Genomic DNA, 20,492 nt, shown 5'->3' with positions numbered 1-20,492 from the left:
CTCACCCACCCCCACTCGAGGTACCCGGAACAGCGTGCTTCGGTCCCAGAAAGGCATTCGCAATGAAGATCACGAAGAAGTGGGTTGCGACCGCAGCACTCGCGACGGTCACCGCCACGGTGCTCACCGCATGCTCCACCGGAGACACCGGTGGTAGCGGCGGGGACGACGTAGCCAGCTCCGGCGGGGACGAGCAGGTCACCGTCGGGTTCTCGGTGTACGACATGCAGTACGAGTTCTTCCAGTACATGGAGGAGGGAACTCGTTCGGCGGCCGAGGCCAAGGGCTGGAACTTCGAGCTCCACGACCAGAAGAGCGACGAGAACGAGATGGTCACCGGGGCGCAGGCCCTGCTCGACAAGGGCGTCGACGTGCTCATCATCAGCCCGTTCAAGCCTGACGCGCTCGGCCCGATCGTCGCCAAGGCACAGGAGCTCGACGTGCCGGTGATCATCGACGACATCGGTGGCGGTGGCGTGCCCTACGACGCGATCGTCATCTCCGACAACGAGGACGGCGGGGCGCAGGCCGCGGAGTTCATGGACGAGCAGATCCAGGCCAACGGCGGGTCGAAGAAGGTCGTGTCGATCACGTGCGAGCCGTCGGCCGTCTACGCCGCACGCCGTAACGTCGGCTTCGTCGACGAGATCCAGAAGCTCGGCTACGACGTCGTCACCGAGCTCTCCGGCAACTCGAAGGCGGAGGAGGGCTACAAGATCATGAAGGACGCCCTTGCCAAGGACCCCGACGTCGCCGGCGTCTTCGCCTGCAACGACCCGATGGGTGTCGCCGCCGCGAACGCGATCAAGGACTCCGGCCTCAGCCCCGTGTCCGACGTCGTGACCGTGGGCTTCAACGGTGACGCCGAGGCCCTGACCGCGATCGCGGACGACGGCATGTCGGCCACGATCGCGCAGGACCCGACGGCGATGGGCGAGCTGACCGTCGACCTGGCGGACCAGGCCGTCTCGGGCGAAGAGATCGACTACGACAACGCCGAGGAGCGCGAGGTCTATCAGCCCGTCACGCTCGTCGACGCCGACAACGTGGCGGACTACCTGCAGTAGCAGTCATACCGGCGGGCGGCGCGCACGCACCGTCCGCCGGTACCCGGTCCACCCCTGAGCATCAGCAACCTCGGCAGCCGTGCCGAGACGACGGAGAGGTCGACGACGATGTCGAGCACCACCGCCCGCGCGCGGGCCCGCGCGATCCTTGCCCTGCTGGCCGTGAGCGCGCTGACGGCGGTCGTCGTGCCGGGCCCGGCCGGTGCCGCCGGGAACCCGTCGGTCACGAGCGACGAGCAGACCGTGACCCTGCTGAACCAGGACGCCGACGGCGAGCCGACGATCCGGTTCGACGTGGACGGAGAGGCGATCGACGCGCACGACGGTCAGATCCAGCGCTTCGGGGACACCTACTATCTCTACGGCACGACCTACGGGTGCGGCTACGAGTGGAACACACCGGGGGCCCCGTTCTGCGGGTTCGTCGCCTACAGCTCCCCGGACCTCGTGCACTGGACGGCCCTGGGTGAGCTCTTCGACGCGTCGACGCCGACATGGCAGGAGCGTTGCGACGGAGCCACCTATGGCTGCTACCGCCCCCACGTGGTCTACAACGAGTCGACCGGTCGCTACGTGCTGTGGATCAACACCTACGACAACGGGTCCGGCTACCGTGTGCTCACCGCCACGGACCCTGCCGGTCCGTTCACCGAGGTCGCCGAGCCCGACCTCGCCGCGCCGGAGGGAGCACCCGGCGGGGTGAACTACGGTGATCACCAGGTCTTCGTCGACCACGACGGGCAGGCGTACCTCGCCTTCACCGACTGGATCCGTGGCGGCGACCTGATCGTCGAGCGGCTCGACGACACGTATACGACGGGTACGGGCGACTGGACGCGCGTGAACATCCGCTCGACGGAGGCACCCACCATCTTCGAGCGGGGCGGGACGTACTACCTGACGTACTCGGATCCCAACCGCGGGTACACGACGACGGGCACCGGGTACGTGACGGCGCCGAGCCCGCTCGGCCCGTGGTCCGGCACGGGATCGACCCCCGACGCCTGGAGCGTCTCCGACGGCGTCCTGCACGTCGAGGGCGGCGATGTCGGACTGAGCCGCGACGGCCAGGACTGGACCGACTACACGTTCAGCGCGACCGCGACCCCGCTGGAGGCGGGTGCCGGTGGGTACGGCCAGATGGGCTTCGTCGTCCGCGCGTCCGACGCGGGCTCGTACCAGTGGCTCATCGGCAACTATCCCCACTCCGGTGCGACCGGGGGCAACCTCACCAAGCTGATCCCGGGACACGGCGCGACGACGGTCCCGCTCCCCCTACCGATCGTCACAGGCCAGGCCTACGACGTCGACATCACGGTCGACGGGGACACCATCGAGACGCGGATCGACGGTGAGCTCGTCGACACGACGACGGCGACCGCGAGCGGGTCCGGGCGCGTCGGGTTCCGGGAGAGCGGGTCGGACCGCGAGCGTGTCGCGGTCGATGCGGCGCGGGTCGTCGCCGCCGACGGCACGGTCCTCCTCGCCGACGACTTCGACGACGGCCTCGAGCAGTGGGACCGGCCGGCGTCGAGCATCACGGGCACGAACATCACCAGGACGTCGTGCGGCGGCCAGCCCACCGACGTCCTGCCGTTGGAGACGTCGCAGGGCACCGTCTACCTCTACCAGTCGGACGTCTGGATGGATGCGAAGCCGAACGAGGCACTCGCCAAGCACTACTGGCAGCCGCTCGCGTTCGGTGCCGACGGTCAGATCCTGCCGATCGGGTGCGAACGGTCGTACGACGTCACGATCCCGGTAGGAGAGCAGGCGCAGGGCCCGGAGCCGGCAGCCGTCTCGACCGGGCACGTCGGCTACCGCACGCACTGGGACGTCCGCGGGGGCCTCGCTCGGTCCCAGGGCTTCACCGTCCCCGACGACGGACTGCTCACCGCCGCACGTTTCACGACGTTCCAGTCCGACCACCCCGACGCGCCACTCGTCCTCGAGCTGCGGGAGGCCGGCGACGACGGAGTCGCCGGTGACGTCGTCGCGACGTCGGAGATCCCGCCCGACGAGATCTCCTGGGCGGCGTCGTGGGCCGAGGTCCGGCTCGACGAGCCGCGTGAGGTGCGCGCGGGTGACCGGTTCGTGCTCGTCGCACGGACGTCGTCGACCGCCGGGTCCTACGGCATCGCGTACTCCGACACCACGCCGTACCCGGGCGGGGTCGCCTCGATCAGCCACGACTCGGGCGCCACCTGGTCGGTCGAGGCGGGACGTGTGCTCCACGTCGAGGCGGACGTCCAGGCGGCGGCGGATCCCCAGCTCGTCGTGACGGCGCAGTCCCGCTGCCTCGCCGGGGCGGCCTACGTGGCGGTGCGCGCGACGAACGACGACGAGGTACCGGTCGCGATCCGGTTGTCGACGCCCTTCGGCGACAGTGTCAGCGCGTCGGTCGCGCCGGGCCGGTCGGCGTACCAGTCGTTCGCAGTGCGTGCACCGTCCGTGGGTGCAGGATCGGTCACGGTGACGGGCTCCCTGCCCGACGGCGAGGGTTCACAGGCGTACCCGGTGACGTACGACGCGCTCAGCTGCACAGGAGAGTGAGCGGCGCATGCCCCAGACCTGGATAATCCTCGACGTCGGAACACCATCCCGTAGGAGGTTGCATGTCCGTCAGCGTGCGTGACGTGGCGGCACGCGCGGGCGTGTCCGTGGGCACGGTCTCCAACGTGCTCAATCGTCCCGAGCGAGTGTCGGGCACCACGGTCGACCGTGTCCGCGATGCCATCCGTGAGCTCGGGTTCGTCCGCAACGACGCGGCCCGACAGCTCCGGGCGGGCCGCAGCCAGTCCATCGGGCTCGTCATCCTCGACGTCGGCAACCCGTTCTTCACCGAGCTCGCCCGGGGCGCCGAGGAGCGGGCGGCCGCGCTGGGCCTGGCGGTCCTGCTGGGGAACAGCGGCGAGGACCCTGCTCGCGAGGCCCGCTATCTCGACCTGTTCGAGGAGCAGAGGGTCCGCGGGGTCCTGATCTCCTCGGTCGGTGAGGTCACGGAGCAGCTCGAGCGGCTGCGCAACCGCGGGACGGCGACGGTGTTCGTGGACCGACGAGCGGGCGACCTGCCCTTCTCCTCCGTGTCCGTGGACGACGTCGCAGGAGGTCGGCTCGCGGCACAGCACCTGATCGAACAGGGACGACGGCGCATCGCGTTCGTCGGCGGACCTCGAGACCTTCACCAGGTGAGGGATCGGCTGGCGGGTGCCCGTTCGGCGGTCGAGGCGGCACCCGGGTGCATGCTCGAGGTGATCGAGACCGAATCGCTCACGGTGCGCCAGGGCTCCCTGGCGGGAGCGGCCATCGCGGCGCGCGACGCGGCGGACCGGCCCGACGCGGTCTTCGCGGCGAACGACCTGCTCGCGGTCGGCGTCCTGCAGGCGGCCGCCCAGGCAGAAGGACTCCGAGTGCCTGACGAGCTCGCGATCATCGGGTACGACGACATCGCGTTCGCCGCCTCGACGGTCACGCCCCTGTCGTCGGTGCGCCAGCCGAGCCACCTCATCGGCCAGACCGGGGTGGAGATCCTCGTGCGCGAGGCGGAGGAGCCGGACACCCCCCGGGAGCAGATCGAGTTCCAGCCGGAGCTCGTCCCGCGGGCCTCGACCGGGGCCTGAGGCGCTGCCCTACCGTGCCACCGTGCCGCAGCGAGCCGTGCGTGCCGGTCTGCGGTGCGCGGCCCGGAGCGTGGTCCGACGGCGCTCCGAGCCGCGCACCACCGGGCCCACGGAACCTCTGCGGATGCAGCGTGATCGGGCACTCGTTTGCGTTGCGACCGGGCCGGGAGGTATAACGGTGAAACGATTCATAGCAGCCCGGGAGGAACCGGGCCCGTAGAGAGATGGACTCAATGGCGACCACGTTCTCGGACATCGCACCGCTCCTCGCCGAGCAGGCGATCGAGCTGCCCTCGTGGGCGTTCGGCAACTCCGGCACCCGCTTCAAGGTGTTCGCGACGCCCGGGACGCCCCGCACACCCCAGGAGAAGATCGCCGACGCGGCACAGGTTCACCGCTACACCGGCCTCGCGCCCACCGTCGCGCTGCACATCCCGTGGGACAACGTGGACGACTACGCCGCCCTGGGCACCTTCGCGAAGGACCAGGGCGTCGCGCTCGGGACGATCAACTCGAACACGTTCCAGGACGACGACTACAAGTTCGGCGCGCTCTCGCACGTCGACCCGCAGATTCGCCGGAAGGCCATCGACCACCACCTCGAGTGCATCGACATCATGCACGCCACGGGGTCGCGCGACCTGAAGATCTGGCTCGCCGAGGGGACGAACTACCCGGGCCAGGGCGACATGCGTGCGCGCCAGGACCGCGTCGCCGAGTCGCTGCGTACGATCTACGCCGCGCTCGCCGACGACCAGCGCCTGGTGCTCGAGTACAAGTTCTTCGAGCCGGCGTTCTACCACACGGACGTGCCGGACTGGGGCACGAGCTACGCGCAGGTGGCCGCGCTCGGCGACCGCGCCATGGTCTGCCTGGACACGGGACACCACGCGCCCGGGACCAACATCGAGTTCATCGTCATGCAGCTGCTCCGCCTGGGGAGGCTCGGATCGTTCGACTTCAACTCCCGCTTCTACGCGGACGACGACCTCATCGTCGGGGCCGCCGACCCGTTCCAGCTCTTCCGCATCATCGCCGAGGTGATCCGCGGCGGGGGCTACGCCAACCCTGACGTCGCCTTCATGCTCGACCAGTGCCACAACGTCGAGGACAAGATCCCCGGCCAGATCCGCAGCGTGCTCAACGTGCAGGAGATGACGGCGCGCGCTCTCCTCCTCGACCGTGAGGCGCTCGCCGCGGCGGAGGAGGCAGGCGACGTGCTCGGCGCGAACGCGGTCTTCATGGACGCGTTCTACACCGACGTCCGCCCCTGGCTCGCGCAGTGGCGCGAGGGGCGGGGCCTACCGGCCGACCCGTTCCAGGCCTACCTGGACAGCGGCTACGCCCAGCGCATCGCCGAGGAACGCGTCGGTGGTACGCAGGCGAGCTGGGGGGCCTGAGACATGGCAGCCACAGCACATCCCGCGCTCACCCCCGCGATCCGTCGCAAGGCCCGTGTCGGCCTCGTCGCCGGCGGGCTCGGGACCTACTGGCCCCAGTTCCCGGACCTGCTGCCCCAGCTCCAGGAGTCCTCGCGCTACGTCTCGGAGCGCTTCGAGGAGATGGACGCGGAGGTCACCGACGTCGGATTCATCTCCGACGCGCAGGAGGGTGCGCGCGCCGCGGAGACGCTGCGCCGGGCCGACTGCGACCTCATCGTGCTGTTCCTCACGACGTACCTGACCTCGTCGATGGTGCTGCCGATCGCACAGCGCAGCAACGCCCCGGTCCTGGTCATCGACCTGCAGCCGACCGAGCGGATGGACCACGCGACGTTCGACACCGGACAGTGGCTCGCCTACTGCGGCCAGTGCCCGGTCCCCGAGGTCGGCAATGTCTTCCGTCGGGCCGGGATCGAGTTCCGGTCGGTCTCCGGCTGGCTCCGCCAGGAGTCGGCGTGGCGGCGCATCGAGCGCTGGGTCAACGCCGCGCAGGTGCGTGCCGCCCTGCGGCACGCGCGGCACGGACTGATGGGCCACGTCTACCCGGGCATGCTCGACGTCTCGACCGACCTGACGTTGCTCCCCGTCTCGTTCGGCTCGCACGTCGAGGTCCTGGAGTTCGACGACCTGCGCGTGCGCGTCGAGAAGGTCACGGACGCCGAGACCGAGGCTCGCATGGACCTCGCGCAGGAGGTCTTCACCCTCGACGACAGCGTCGTGGACGCGGACTTCGCCTGGGGTGCCCGCGTGTCCGTCGGCCTCGACCGCCTCGTCGAGGACTTCGAGCTCGACTCGCTCGCCTACTACCACCGCGGTCTCGACGGCGAGCAGCACGAGCGACTCGGCGCAGGCATGATCCTCGGGGCCTCGCTGCTGACAGCTCGTGGCGTCCCGACGACGGGCGAGTACGAGCTGCGCACGAGCGTCGCGCAGCTCGCCACGCAGGTCGTCGGCGCCGGCGGGTCGTTCTGCGAGATCCAGGCACTGGACTTCGAGGACGGCGTCGTCGAGATGGGGCACGACGGCCCCGCGCACCTCGCGGTGTCCGCACGCGACCCGCTCCTGCGCGGCCTCGGCGTCTACCACGGCAAGCGCGGCTGGGGAGTGAGCGTCGAGTTCGACGTCCAGCACGGCCCGGTCACCCTGCTGGGCCTCGGGCAGGACGCCGACGGGTCCCTCTCGTTCATCGCCTCCGAGGGGACCGTGGTCCCCGGGCCGCTCCTCGAGATCGGCAACACGACGTCGCGCGTCGACTTCGCCCGTGATCCCGGTGAGTGGGTCGACGAGTGGAGCGCGACCGGCGTCGGGCACCACTGGTCGCTCTCGATCGGTCACCGCGCGGGTGACTACCGCGCGGCCGCGAGCCTGCTCGGCATCGACTACCGACAGGTCTGACACCGGCCGGCGTGCGCGGCACGCCCCGAGGCCACCACGACACAACCCAGGACGGACACCATGACGAACCCCGCTGTCACCGACCTCGTCGCGCGCTCGAACCGGCTCGGCGCCGACCCGCGCAACACCAACTACGCCGGGGGCAACACCTCGGCCAAGGGCTCCGACCTCGACCCGGTCACCGGCGAGCAGGTCGAGCTGCTCTGGGTCAAGGGCTCCGGCGGCGACCTCGGGACGCTGACCGAGAAGGGCCTCGCGGTCCTGCGGCTGGACCGGGTGCGTCGCCTCGTCGACGTCTATCCCGGTGTCGAGCGCGAGGACGAGATGGTCGCCGCGTTCGACTACTGCCTGCACGGCAAGGGCGGTGCCGCGCCGTCGATCGACACGGCCATGCACGGCCTCGTCGACGCCCGGCACGTGGACCACCTCCACCCCGACAGCGGCATCGCCATCGCGACGGCCGCAGACGGCGCGGAGCTGACGCGGGCGATCTTCGGCGACAAGGTCGTCTGGGTACCGTGGCGCCGGCCGGGCTTCCAGCTCGGCCTGGACATCGCGGAGATCAAGGCGCAGAACCCGCAGGCTATCGGCACGATCCTCGGTGGGCACGGAATCACCGCCTGGGGAGACACGTCGGACCAGGCCGAGGAGGCCTCGCGCTGGATCATCCAGACCGCCACCGCCTACATCGCCGAGCACGGCTCGTCCGACCCGTTCGGAGACGTCCGTCCCGGGTTCGAGGCGCTGCCCGACGACGAGCGGCGGGCTCGCGCTGCGGCGCTGGCTCCCACGATCCGAGGTCTGGCGTCGACCGACCGGCCGATGGTCGGCCATTTCACCGACCCCGACGTGGTGCTGGACTTCCTGGCGTCCGAGAAGGCCCCGGCCCTCGCCGCGCTCGGGACGAGCTGCCCCGACCACTTCCTGCGCACCAAGGTCAAGCCGCTGATCCTCGACCTGCCCGCGTCGGCGAGAGTCGACGAGCAGCTCGCCCGCCTGCGCGAGCTGCATGCTGAGTACCGAGCGGACTACCAGGCGTACTACGACGCGCACGCCGGGACGGACAGCCCCGCGATCCGCGGTGCGGACCCGCTGATCGTGCTCGTCCCGGGCGTCGGCATGTTCTCCTACGGTGCGAACAAGCAGACGGCGCGCGTCGCGGGCGAGTTCTACGTCAACGCGATCAACGTCATGCGCGGGGCCGAGTCGTTGTCGACCTACGCGCCGATCTCGGACGCGGAGAAGTTCCGCATCGAGTACTGGGCGCTCGAGGAGGCCAAGCTCCAGCGGATGCCGAAGCCGAAGACCCACCAGGGCCGGGTCGCGTTCGTCACGGGCGCGGCGTCCGGGATCGGCAAGGCCATCGCGACCCGGCTCGCGTCCGAGGGCGCGTGCGTCGTCGTCGCCGACCTCGATCTCACCACGGCGCAGGCCGTGGCCGCCGAGCTCGGGAGCACCGACGTCGCGATCGGTGTCGCCGCGAACGTCGCCGACGCCGCTGGCGTGCAGGCGGCGATCGACGCCACGGTGCTCGCGTTCGGCGGGGTGGACCTCGTCGTCAACAATGCGGGCCTGTCGCTGTCGAAGTCGCTGCTCGACACCACGGAGGCGGACTGGGACCTCCAGCACGACGTCATGGCCAAGGGCGCGTTCCTCGTCTCGAAGGCGGCCGCTCGCGTGCTGGTCGACCAGGGCATGGGCGGCGACGTCGTCTACATCTCGTCGAAGAACTCGATCTTCGCCGGCCCCAACAACATCGCGTACTCGGCGACCAAGGCCGACCAGGCGCACCAGGTGCGGCTCCTCGCGGTCGAGCTGGGCGAGCACGGCGTACGCGTCAACGGGATCAACCCCGACGGGGTGGTCCGCGGGTCGGGCATCTTCGCCTCGGGCTGGGGTGCCAACCGCGCGGCGACCTATGGTGTCGACGAGGCCGACCTCGGGCAGTTCTACGCCAACCGGACCATCCTCAAGCGTGAGGTCGTCCCCGAGAACGTCGCCGACGCCGTCTACGTGCTGACCGGTCCCGAGCTGTCGCGCACGACGGGCCTGCACGTCCCCGTCGACTCCGGCGTCGCCGCGGCGTTCCTGCGATGAGCCCGCGGCCCGCGGCCCGCGCCACCGTCGCGGCGGTCGACCTGGGCGCGACGAGCGGCCGGGTGATCGTCGGACATGTCGGCGGGGGCGAGCTGCGGCTGCGGCACGTCGCGCGGTTCGGCAACGAACCGGTGCGCACCCGGGACGGTCTGCACTGGAACCTGCTCGAGCTCTACCGCCAGGTGCTCGCCGGCCTCGCGGAAGCACGTCGCGACGACGCGGGCTCGCTGGACAGCGTCGGGATCGACTCGTGGGCGGTCGACTACGGCCTCCTGCGCCGCGGGCGGCTCCTCGGCGTGCCCTACCACTACCGCGACGACCGCACCGCGGCCGGGGTCGAGCACGTCCACGCGCTCGTCCCGCCGGACGAGCTGTACCGGCACAACGGGCTGCAGCACCTGCCGTTCAACACCGTGTTCCAGCTCGCGTGCGATGCGGACCTGCTGCCCGTGGCCGACCGCATGCTGCTCGTGCCGGACCTGCTCGCCTACTGGCTCACGGGGGCACAGGTGGCGGAGCGCACGAACGCGTCGACGACGGGTCTGCTCGACCCGCGCACGGGGGAGTGGGACACGGCGCTCGCCTCCCGCCTCGGCGTCCCGGCGTCGATCCTGCCGCCGCTCGTCGACCCCGGCGCGTCGCTGGGCGTCCTGACCGACGAGGCCGCGCGGGTCGTCGGCCAGGGCGTCCCCGTGACGGCCGTCGGCTCGCACGACACCGCCTCGGCGGTCGTCGCGGTCCCCAGCACCGACCGGGACGTCGCCTACGTGTCCTGTGGCACCTGGGGGCTGGTCGGTCTCGAGCTCGATGCCCCGGTGCTCACGGAGAGCGCTCGCGCCGCCCGGTTCACGAACGAGGGCGGCGTCGACGGGCGCGTCCGGTTCCTGCACAACGTGATGGGTCTGTGGCTGCTGTCGGAGTCCGTCCGGACGTGGGAGCGGTCTGCGACGACCGAGCAGCGGTCCAGCACCCTCGCCGAGCTGCTCGACGCCGCCACGGCCGTGACCGGACCGGTCACGGTGTTCGACGTCGACGACCCGCGCTTCCTCCCGCCCGGCGACATCCCCGGGCGCATCGTGGCCTGGTGCCGAGAGCACGACGTCGCCGCCCCGCAGACACGGGGCGAGCTCGTGCGCAGCATCGTCGAGAGCCTCGCCCAGGCGTTCGCGGACACGGTGGACGAGGCCTCGCGGCTCGCGGGCCGTCGTGCCACCGTGATCCATGTCGTCGGAGGAGGTGCACTGAACACGCTGCTGTGCCAGGCGACCGCGGACCGGTCGGGCCTGACCGTCCTCGCAGGCCCTGTCGAGGCGACGGCGATCGGCAACGTCCTCGTCCAGGCCCGCGCCCTCGGCGCCGTCGACGGCACTCTCGAGGACCTGCGCGACCTCGTGCTGCGGTCCTCTCCGCCCGTGCGGTACGAGCCGCGCGCCCAGCACTGATCGCTGCGACCGCGACGTCGGGCAGGACGGTGAGGACCCACCGGGAACGAGGGCGGGGGTGGTGGCCTCACGGTCACCACCCCCGCCCGTGCGCCCGCCCGGGTCAGGCGGGACCCGGGCGCCGTCAGCCGCAGTCGAGGGCGTCGTACGGTGCGTCGGTCTCGACCGAGACCTCGTCGCCGTCGAGCGTGCCGGTGGCGGTCACGGTCGCGGTGCCCGCGGCCGTGGTCGTGTCCCGCACCGCGAACGACTGGTACGCGCTCTTGCCCGGCTGCACGTCCGAGTCGTCCTTCGTGCCGTACGGGGTCGCGAGCGTGACGTCGAGAGGGACGTCGGTGCCGTTCGTCGCACGGACCGCGACGTAGGCCTTGCCCGCGAGGCAGCGGGACTGGGCGGAGACGTCGACGTCGAGCTCAGGAACGGCGCCCGCGGGAACCGGCAGCGTCCACGTGTCAGCGATCGACGGGTCGTAGAAGCTGTGGTCGTCCTGCGTCTCGAACGTCACGCGCACCGTGTCCGACGTCGCGAGCTCGGCCGGCACGACGACCTGGTACGTCTCCGTCCCCGCCCCGTCGTGCCGGTGCCTGCGCAGGTGCACCTCCTCGCCGTCGACGTAGACCGTGTACCGCTTGGTCTGCGACGTGTCGTACGTCTCGGTCGCGCGAAGGACGAACGGCTCGCCCGGTACCACCGCCATGTCGAACTCGAAGAACGAGAAGTCCGTGAGCCCGGCGTAGCGGCGCGTGAGGCCGGCCTCGGTGCTCGTGCCCGACGACGGGGACGCCGTCAGGTCGTGCGCTTCCTCGGACGTGGCGTCCCCGAGGTCCACGTGGTCGTAGCCTGCGGGCACCTCGGCGACGGATTCGATCTCGACGCCCACCTCGGTGGACGCCGAACCGACCGTGACGTCGTCGATCACGAACCGGAGGTTCAGCGGCGCCCGTGCGGACGTCGCGGCCGCCTCGAGCGGCGCGGTCACGGTGACCGGGACGTCGACGCTGCCGCGTGCTCGGACGGTGACCTCCTCGCTCGGGCTCGGGGCCCTCCAGCCCGACGGCACCTCGACCTCGAGGTGGCCCGTGACGTCCTCGGTCCCGAGCCCGGTGACCGTCGTGCGGACCTCGGTGGACCCGCCGGGCGCGATCGTGCCCGGCGACACCTCGACCGGGTCGAGCGCGACCACCGGGTCGACGACGCCGGCCCCTGCCGCGACGAACACGTAGTCGCCCGAACCGACGGTGACACGGACCGCGCCGTCCACGACCTCCACGTCCGTGACGTCCGAGACGTCGGCGAGGGCGAGCCCCCCCTCGGTCACCAGGTCCGGGTCCACCGTCGGGAGGACGACCGTCGCCGTCGTGTTGGCGGGGACCGTGGCGCTCATCCGGAAGTCCCCGCCCCCGGTGCTCCACGAGGTACGGATCTGGCCGTAGACGGAGTCGTAGCGCGCGCTCGCGTCACTGATGCCGCCGCCGGGGGTCGGTGCGAGAACCGACTGCTTGTAGCCCGGAGCACCCGGGGCGATGCCGCCGATGCTGCGGTACATCCAGTCGCCCACCGCGCCGTAGGCGTAGTGGTTGAACGAGTTCATCGACACGTCCCCGAAGCTGCCGTCCGGCATGATCGAGTTCCAGCGCTCCCACACCGTGGTGGCGCCGTTGGCGATCTCGTAGCCCCACGACGGGTAGTCCTCGTTGAGCAGGACGCGGTAGGCGACGTCGAGGTTCCCCGACTCCGCGAGCGACGAGACCAGCCATGGGGTACCGAGGAAGCCCGTGGAGAGGTGGAAGTCGCGGCGCTCGAGCGTCGCGACGAAGTTCTCCGCGACCGCTGGCATCTGCTCGTCGGTGATGAGGCCCATCCCGATCGCGATGGCGTAGCCGGCCTGGCTGTCGCCCGTGACCGTGCCGTCGGCCGCGACGAAGTGGTCGCGGAACACGTCCCCCACCTCGGCGGCGAGCGACGCGTAGTGCTCCGCCTCGTCGTCGTGACCGATCGCCTCGGCCATCTCGGACATCTGGCGCGCGACGTATGCGTAGTACGCCGTGCCGAGGACGTCGCCCGGCGTCGGGTCGTCCAGGTTGAGCCAGTCCGCGTAGCTCGAGCCGCGCACGTGGTCGGGGTAGGCGGCGGCCAGGTAGTCCATGTAGCGGGTCATCGACGTCCAGCCGGCACGGACGTGCTCGGTGTCCCCGTAGCTCTGCCAGAGCGTCCACGGGACGGTGATCCCGGCGTCGGACCAGCCGGTCCCGCCCCCGCAGCACGCGAGGTCGGGGTGGTAGGGCGCGACGCCGTTGTAGTCGCCGTTCGGCAGCTGGGCGTCCTGCAGGTCCACGAGCCACTTCGACAGGAACGCGAGGGTGTCCATGTTGAACGAGGCCGTCGGAGCGAACACGTTGATGTCACCGCTCCAGCCCAGGCGCTCGTCACGGGCCGGGGTGTCCGTCGGGATCGACAGGAAGTTGCCCCGCTGACCCCACGTGATGTTGCTCTGCAGCTGGTTGACCAGCTCGTTCGAGGTCTCCAGCGTCCCGGTCCGCTCGAGGTCCGATCCCCACACCACGCCCGTGACCTCGTCGGTCGTCGGCGGGTCGGTCACACCGGTGACCTCGACGTAGCGGAAGCCGTGGAACGTGAAGCGCGGCTGGTACACCGCCTCCCCCCGCTCGTCGAACGTGTAGTAGTCCGTGGCTCGAGCGGAGCGCAGGTTGGCCGTGTACAGGCGACCGTCCGGGTACGTCTCCTCGCCGTACCGCACGCGCACCGTGCTGCCGGGCTCGCCCCGCAGGACGACGCGCGCCACACCCACCATGTTCTGGCCGAGGTCGTAGACCCAGGCGCCCGGCTCGGGCTCGGTACGGGTGCGGGCAGGCAGCTCCTCGGTGACCCGCACCGGCGGCGCGGCCTGCGGCTCGAGCAGCGACGTCGCGCTCGGGGCGACCCACACGGCGTCCCACGCGGAGTCGTCGTACCCTGGCTCGTCCCAGCCCGCTCGCTCGCGGCCGGCGACGTAGTCCTCGCCGTCGATGAGGTCGGCCTTCGCGTAGGGGCCGGGCGCCGTCGCCCAGTCGTCGTCGGTCCCGAACGTGTCGCTCGTCCCGTCCGAGTAGTCGACGCGCAGCTGCGCGATCACCGACGGCCTCGACCCGTAGTTCTTGTCGCCGGCGTGCGCGAGCCTGCCCGCGTACCACCCCGGGGCGAGCATCGCGCCGAAGGCGTTGGACCCGGTCCGGACCAGGTCCGTGACGTCGTACGTCTGGTACTCGATGCGCGTGTCGTAGTCGGTCCAGCCGGGCGCGAGCTGCTGGTCGCCGACCTTCGTGCCGTTGAGGCTCAGCTCGTACACGCCGCGGGCGCTCGCGTAGACGCGTGCGCTGCGTACCTCCTTGGGCAGGTCGAGATCGGTGCGCAGGAACGGGTGGTCGTCGGGGACGCTCACGAGCGTCTCGTGGTTGCCGTCGAGGAGCAGCCCGTCCTCGACGAGCTCGCCGCCGTCGAACGGGTTCTGACCGTCGAAGTCCGTGTCCAGCAGCGGGTCGCCGCCGTCGAGCGGCTCGACCGCCGCGGAGTGGACGGTCACCGACTCGTGCGAGGTCGTGCTCGCCGAGGTGCGGAACCCGACGTACCCCTTCTCGAACCGAGGCAGGGAGACGCTGCGCGTGTCGACGAGGACGCCGTCGACACGGGTCGACACGGTCCCGCCCTCGGCCGTCACCTCGAGCTCCCCGCGCTCGGTGAGGACGTCGGGCTCAAGGCCGGCCTCCGTGAGGCTGATCTCGTCGAGCAACGACCAGCCGCCGCCGATCCGCGCGTGCGGGCGGAGCTTCGGGTTGCCGGGCTCCTCATCGTTGAGCTGCCACATCAACGCGTCGTCAGAACCGGTGGCGCGGAGGAAGACGCCGAACGCGGTCCCCGGTTCGAGGGTGTAGTCGACCGTGTACCGGTAGTCGGTCCACGCGCCTATCCGTGCCTGCGCGTCCGGACCGCCGATCCAGTCGGCCTGCCACTCGTCCTCGGCCAGGATCCCGGTCTCGAACCAGGCCGGCTCGCTCCAGCCGCTCGCCGTGCCGTCCTGGTCCCACACCTCCACCTGCCACGCGTACCGGGTCTGCGAGGTGAGCTCCGGACCGTCGTAGGCGACGTTCACGCTGTCGTCCGACTCGACCCGGCCGGAGTTCCAGAGGGGGTCGTCCAGGCCGTCCGCGCTCGTCGCGACGCGCACCTCGTACGCGGACTGGGAGACGCTGCGCGCTTCCGAGCTGATCTCCCAGCCGAAGTCGACCGCGTCGGCGTTGATCCCGAGCGGGTTCGCCGCACCGTCGGTTCGCAGGGCGGTGAGGTCGGGCACGGCGAAGGGCGCCGACTGCGCGGGGGCGCCGACGAGCGTGCTCACCAGTCCCAGCACGGTGGCGGACGCGAGCAGCGCGGCCGGGCTGCGGCCGCGGTTCCTGGGGGATCTACCACGGGGATGAGGCCAGACGGCGCGTGATCGCACGGGCTGCTCCGATCGTCGTCGATACGAGAGGCGAGGGGTCCGAAGACGAATGAATCGTTTCAGGCAATGAGTCTAGTCGCACCGCGGGTGGTCGGACAAGCAGGGGGGTGAGCGTGCGTCGACGTCGGCGATCACCGGCGCCCGGTACCGGGATCTTGACCGGTGAGCATCCGGCTCGGTACGCTTGGTTATTGAAACGTCTCAATGCATGCCCATTCAACGTCGATTGGTGTCCGACATGCTTGTGCACGAGCTCGGCCGTGCCCCGTCCCGCGTCCTGGCCCTGACCTCCCGCCTCACGCGCGTCCCGGCGGCTGCCGTGGCGGCAGGCGGAGACGTACGAGATCACGTTCCCGACCCGCTGCGGCGTACAGCCCGATCAGCTGTTCCTGAGAACCCGAAGAACTGACGAACGGAGACCTGCATGAGGCCGACATCACCGCCACGCTCCCGAGGCACGACGCGGTCGAGACGGCTCGCCGCCGTCGTCGTCGCCGCTCTGGTGACCACGACGGGTGTCACCGCGACCGCGAGCACCGCAGCGCCCGCCCCGGTCCCCGCGGCGGCGTTCGCTGCCGACCCGGCTGCGGCGCCGACGCTCTCGCGGCTCCAGGTCGAGAAGAAGACCGAGCCGATCGGCATCGACCTCGAGCGGCCGCGCTTCTCCTGGGTGATCGACAGCACGGGACGCGGCGTGGTCCAGGAGTCGTACCGGCTGCGCCTCGCGACCTCCCCCGACGCGCTCGACACGGACGACGTCGTGTGGGACAGCGGCATCGTGGAGTCCGCCGAGTCCGCGAACGTGGAGTACACCGGTCCCCGCCTCGACACGGCGACGCAGTACTACTGGCGCGTCGACGTCGCCACGAACGCCGGCGGTGCGAGCGCGACGTCCGAGTTCCGCACCGGCCTGTTCGAGGACGCGGACTGGGCGGGCAGCGAGTGGATCGGCAACGACCGCACCGACGGCCCTCTCACCGACCTCACGCTCGTCGGCTCGTCCTGGATCTGGACGCCCGAGTCCACGTCCCCGGAGGCTCCCGCCGAGCCGCGCGCGTTCCGGCGCGCGCTCGAGACGCCCGCGGGCAAGACCGCGGAGGGTGTCGAGATCCTCCTGACGGGCGACGACCTGTTCCACCTCTACGTCAACGGCGAGCTCCTGGGCGAGTCGTCGGGCCAGGTGAACGAGTGGCAGCAGGGGCGCCACTTCACGGCCGAACTCCAGGCCGACCGCAACGTGATCGCCGTCTCGACCGACAACGGTGCGGGCTCGCCCGCAGGCCTCGTCGCGGTCGCCCGGATCACGTATACGGACGGCTCGAGCGAGCTCCTCCGGACGGACACCGCATGGAAGGGCTCCACGACGGTCGACGCCGACTTCGCCGAACCCGGCTATGACGACTCGTCGTGGGAGCCGGTCGCCGTCCAGGCGGCCTACGGTTCCGGCCCGTGGGGCTCCGGTGTCCGCCCGCCCGTCGCCGACCCGAAGCCCGCGCCGCTGCTGCGCAAGGAGTTCGAGGCCGACGACGTCCGCGCCGCCACGCTCTTCGTCTCTGCCGGCGGGTACGCCGACGTGACGCTCAACGGCGAACCCGTGAGCGACGCCGTCCTGTCCCCTGGGTTCACCGACTACGACGACACCGTCCAGTACGTCGCCGACGACGTCACCGCGCTGCTGGAGGACGGGCCCAACGCGATCGGCGTCGAGCTCGGGCGCGGCTTCTACGGCATGACCGGGTCCAACGTGTGGAACTGGCAGGCGCCGCCGTGGCACGACGAGCCGGTCGTCCGCGCGGTCCTGCGCATCGAGCACACCGACGGCTCGGTCCAGGACGTCGTGACCGACGACAGCTGGACGATCCACGACGGTCCGACCCGCTTCGACGACCTCTACGGCGGGGAGCTGTACGACGCGCGTGAGATCCTGCCCGGTTACGACACGGTCGGGTTCGACGACGCAGGCTGGGACGCCGCGAGCGCCGTCGACGGACCGTCCGGCGTCCTCGTGAACCAGCGCCAGCAGCCCATCCGGGTCACGGAGGACCTGCCAGCGGTGGACATCGCCGAGCCCGAGGACGGCACGTACGTCGTGAAGTTCCCGCGCGTCATCGCTGGCTGGGTCGAGTACACCGTCGAGGGTCCCGCGGGGACCACGGTGCGCGCCCAGGCCGCGGAGAAGCTGCGCGGCGACGGCACCGTCAACGCCGACAACAACGGCGGGTTCGGCTCCGGCTTCCAGACCGACCGGTTCGTCCTCGCGGGCACCGGTGCTCCGGAGACCTGGGAGCCGAGCTTCTCCTACAAGGGCTTCCAGTACATCGAGGTCTCGGGCTGGCCCGAGGGCGACGAGCCGGAGCCGGAGGACTTCACGGCGAAGGTCGTGCACACGGACGCCGAGGAGTGGGGCACGTTCGAGTCCTCGGAGCCGATCATGAACGAGGTGCACCGCGCGGTCGTCGACACCCTGAAGAACAACATCCACGGCATCCCGACGGACACCCCGATGTTCGAGAAGAACGGCTGGACCGGGGACGCCGCCGTGGGCGCGCAGATGTTCATGACGAACCTCGACACCCACGAGCTGTTCGCCAAGTGGATGCGTGACGTCCACGAGACACGGGACGAGAACGGCGCACCGCTCGTCATCGCGCCGAGCTCGGCCGACTGGGGCCAGTGGGGCGTCAACCCGATCTGGCACTCCGCCTACACCTCGATCCCGTGGTGGCTGTACCAGTACGGCGGTGACGACCGTGTGATGACGGACCAGTACGACGGCATGAAGCAGTACGCCGACCTCGAGTTCGAGCGCTCCGACGACGGGCTCGTCACCAATCCCCGCCTCGGGGACTGGGTGAGCCCCGAGGCGAGCCCCGCGGGCGGCAACGCTCCCGAGGACACCCGCGTCGCCAACACGGCCTACCTGTACGAGATCCTCGTGACCATGCAGCGCACGGCCGAGCACCTGGGCCACGACGACGACGCCGCGCACTTCGCCGCGAACGCCGCCACGGTGAAGGACACGTTCAACGCGACGTTCCTCGACACGTCCCGCGGCTACTACCGGGGCGACGGGGACCGTGGCTACCGCCAGACGCACAACGTCGTGGCGCTCGCGTTCGGGCTCGCCCCGGACGACGCGACCGCGGACCGCGTGGCGGCAAGCATCGTCGCCGACATCGAGGCCAAGGGCGGCAGGCTCAACACCGGTGTCGTGGGCACCAAGTACCTGCTGCCCGTCCTCACGGACTTCGGGTACGACGATGTCGCGTTCGACCTTGCGGTCGAGACCGGCTACCCGAGCTGGGGCTACATGATCGAGAACGGCGGCACGTCGATGTGGGAGCACTGGTCGACCGACGCACGGTCGCTGGGCCACTACTTCCTCGGCACGGTCGACGACTGGTTCTACCAGAGCGCCGCCGGGATCGAGCCGTCGGTGGATGACGGGTACCGCACCATCGAGATCGACCCGACAGTCACGAGCCGCATGAAGTGGGCCAAGGCGTCGACCATGACGCCGTACGGCAAGGTGGCGGTGGACTGGCGCTCGCAGGACGGCGACGTCGTCCTCACCGCGCACGTCCCGGTCGGCTCGACCGCGAACGTCACGCTCCCCGCCGCCGACGCGACCACCGTCACCGAGGGCGGGCTGCCGCTCGACGAGGTCGACGGCGTCACGGACGTCGAGGTGGCAGACGGCTCGCTCGTCGTCACCGTCGGCTCGGGTGAGTACACGTTCACCGTCGCGGGCGCCGGCATCGTCGACCCGCTCGTCACCGTCGACCCCGTCGTCGCGACCCCCGCGACGATCGCCCCTGGCGGCAGCTCCGAGGTCGTCGCGACCGTCACCGGGACCGGGGACGCTGCCGTCACGGGCCACCTCGAGCTCGGGACGCCGTCAGGCTGGACGGTCCCGGAGCCGAGCGCTCCCATGACCGTCCCGGCCGGCGGTTCGGTCGACGTTCCGGTCACGGTGACGGCCCCCGTCGACGCGGCCGCGACGTCCACCCGGGCGCCGCTGTCCGTCCGGTTCGTGGCTGAGGACGGCACGCTGCTCGGCGCCGGTTCCGCCGAGGTGCGGGTCGAGATCCCGCCGGTCACCCAGGTGCCTGACGGATACGACCATGTCGACCTCGGGGACGCCACGTCCGAGGAGGCGCACGACCTGACGGCGTCCCCGTCGTCGGGCACGAGCACCGAGGCCGGACTCACACGCCGCTACGCCGGCCACCTGACCGACTTCTCGTTCTTCGAGTTCGACATGGCGGTCGTACCGGGCGAGCCGTTCGTCCTGCGGACCGTCGAGACGTACGACCGTTCGCAGACCAAGCGGTACAAGGTCTACGTCGACGGCGAGGAGGTGCACCTGCGCCAGCACCCGCGTGACGGGGCGGGGACGGAGACGTACCAGGTCGTCGTGCCGGCCGAGCTCGCGACGTCGGACACGGTCCGGGTGCGGTACGAGAACCAGGACGACCACAGCTTCTACGACCCGTCGATCGCTGACACGTGGACGCTGCCGGTTCCCGCGGGCGCCGTTCCTGAGCTCGACGTCGACGTCACCGCCCAGTCCCGCTGCCTCGCGGGCAAGGCCTACGTCGCGGTCCGTGCGACGAACGGCACCGACGTCCCTCTCGACGTCACGCTCGCGACCCCGTACGGCACGAAGGACGACTCGGACGTGCAGCCGGGCAAGAGCGCGTACCAGTCGTTCGCGGTGCGGGACACGACCACGGCCGCGGGCACCGCGACCGTGACCGCCACCGGCACGCTCGACGGCGACGAGGTCTCGGTCGAGACCGACGCACCGTACGACGCCCTCGACTGCGGCTGACGGCACGGGCACGACGAACGGGGGAGCGCCGGCCGGGTCACCCGGCCGGCGCTCCCCCCGTTCTCGTCCTTACGCGGACGGACGAGCGTCCGGCGGCGCA

At 70.9% G+C, this 20,492-nt stretch carries 9 protein-coding genes; 8 read left to right on the top strand and 1 reads right to left on the bottom strand.

Features of this window, described 5'->3' with window-relative positions:
• Positions 1-62: 62 nt before the first annotated feature.
• The 7 genes from IF651_RS12450 (at position 63) to IF651_RS12420 (ending at position 11,063) form a co-directional block, all read left to right on the top strand.
• Positions 63-1,067: a substrate-binding domain-containing protein gene (locus tag IF651_RS12450; RefSeq protein WP_191829456.1), complete on the top strand. Its 1,005-nt coding sequence runs from the start codon at positions 63-65 to the stop codon at positions 1,065-1,067.
• A gap of 108 nt (positions 1,068-1,175) precedes the next feature.
• Positions 1,176-3,620 (top strand): family 43 glycosylhydrolase, encoded by a 2,445-nt coding sequence (locus IF651_RS12445; protein WP_191829455.1) that lies wholly within the window; start codon positions 1,176-1,178, stop codon positions 3,618-3,620.
• A gap of 62 nt (positions 3,621-3,682) precedes the next feature.
• Complete coding sequence (locus tag IF651_RS12440; protein WP_191829454.1) at positions 3,683-4,687, top strand: LacI family DNA-binding transcriptional regulator; 1,005 nt, start codon at positions 3,683-3,685, stop codon at positions 4,685-4,687.
• A 233-nt stretch (positions 4,688-4,920) separates the two neighbouring features.
• Complete coding sequence (gene rhaI / locus IF651_RS12435) at positions 4,921-6,087, top strand: L-rhamnose isomerase (RefSeq protein WP_191829453.1); 1,167 nt, start codon at positions 4,921-4,923, stop codon at positions 6,085-6,087.
• A gap of 3 nt (positions 6,088-6,090) precedes the next feature.
• On the top strand, positions 6,091-7,524 hold the full coding sequence (locus IF651_RS12430; protein WP_191829452.1) for an L-fucose/L-arabinose isomerase family protein: 1,434 nt from the start codon (positions 6,091-6,093) through the stop codon (positions 7,522-7,524).
• A gap of 60 nt (positions 7,525-7,584) precedes the next feature.
• Positions 7,585-9,621, top strand: a complete 2,037-nt coding sequence (locus IF651_RS12425) for a bifunctional aldolase/short-chain dehydrogenase (protein WP_191829451.1) — start codon at positions 7,585-7,587, stop codon at positions 9,619-9,621.
• Positions 9,618-11,063: a rhamnulokinase gene (locus IF651_RS12420; protein ID WP_191829450.1), complete on the top strand. Its 1,446-nt coding sequence runs from the start codon at positions 9,618-9,620 to the stop codon at positions 11,061-11,063. The genes IF651_RS12425 and IF651_RS12420 overlap by 4 nt, the downstream gene beginning before the upstream one ends.
• Positions 11,064-11,187: 124 nt before the next feature.
• Here the strand turns inward: IF651_RS12420 and IF651_RS12415 are convergent, their stop codons facing one another.
• Positions 11,188-15,456, bottom strand: a complete 4,269-nt coding sequence (locus tag IF651_RS12415) for a family 78 glycoside hydrolase catalytic domain (RefSeq protein WP_191829449.1) — start codon at positions 15,454-15,456, stop codon at positions 11,188-11,190.
• Between the two features lie 526 nt (positions 15,457-15,982).
• Between IF651_RS12415 and IF651_RS12410 the strand changes: the two genes are divergently transcribed.
• Positions 15,983-20,392, top strand: a complete 4,410-nt coding sequence (locus IF651_RS12410) for a family 78 glycoside hydrolase catalytic domain (RefSeq protein ID WP_191829448.1) — start codon at positions 15,983-15,985, stop codon at positions 20,390-20,392.
• The last annotated feature ends 100 nt before the right edge of the window (positions 20,393-20,492 follow it).

The organism is Cellulosimicrobium arenosum (genome assembly GCF_014837295.1).
Lineage (GTDB): Bacteria > Actinomycetota > Actinomycetes > Actinomycetales > Cellulomonadaceae > Cellulosimicrobium > Cellulosimicrobium arenosum.
This window is presented reverse-complemented; position numbering and strand designations above follow the sequence as displayed.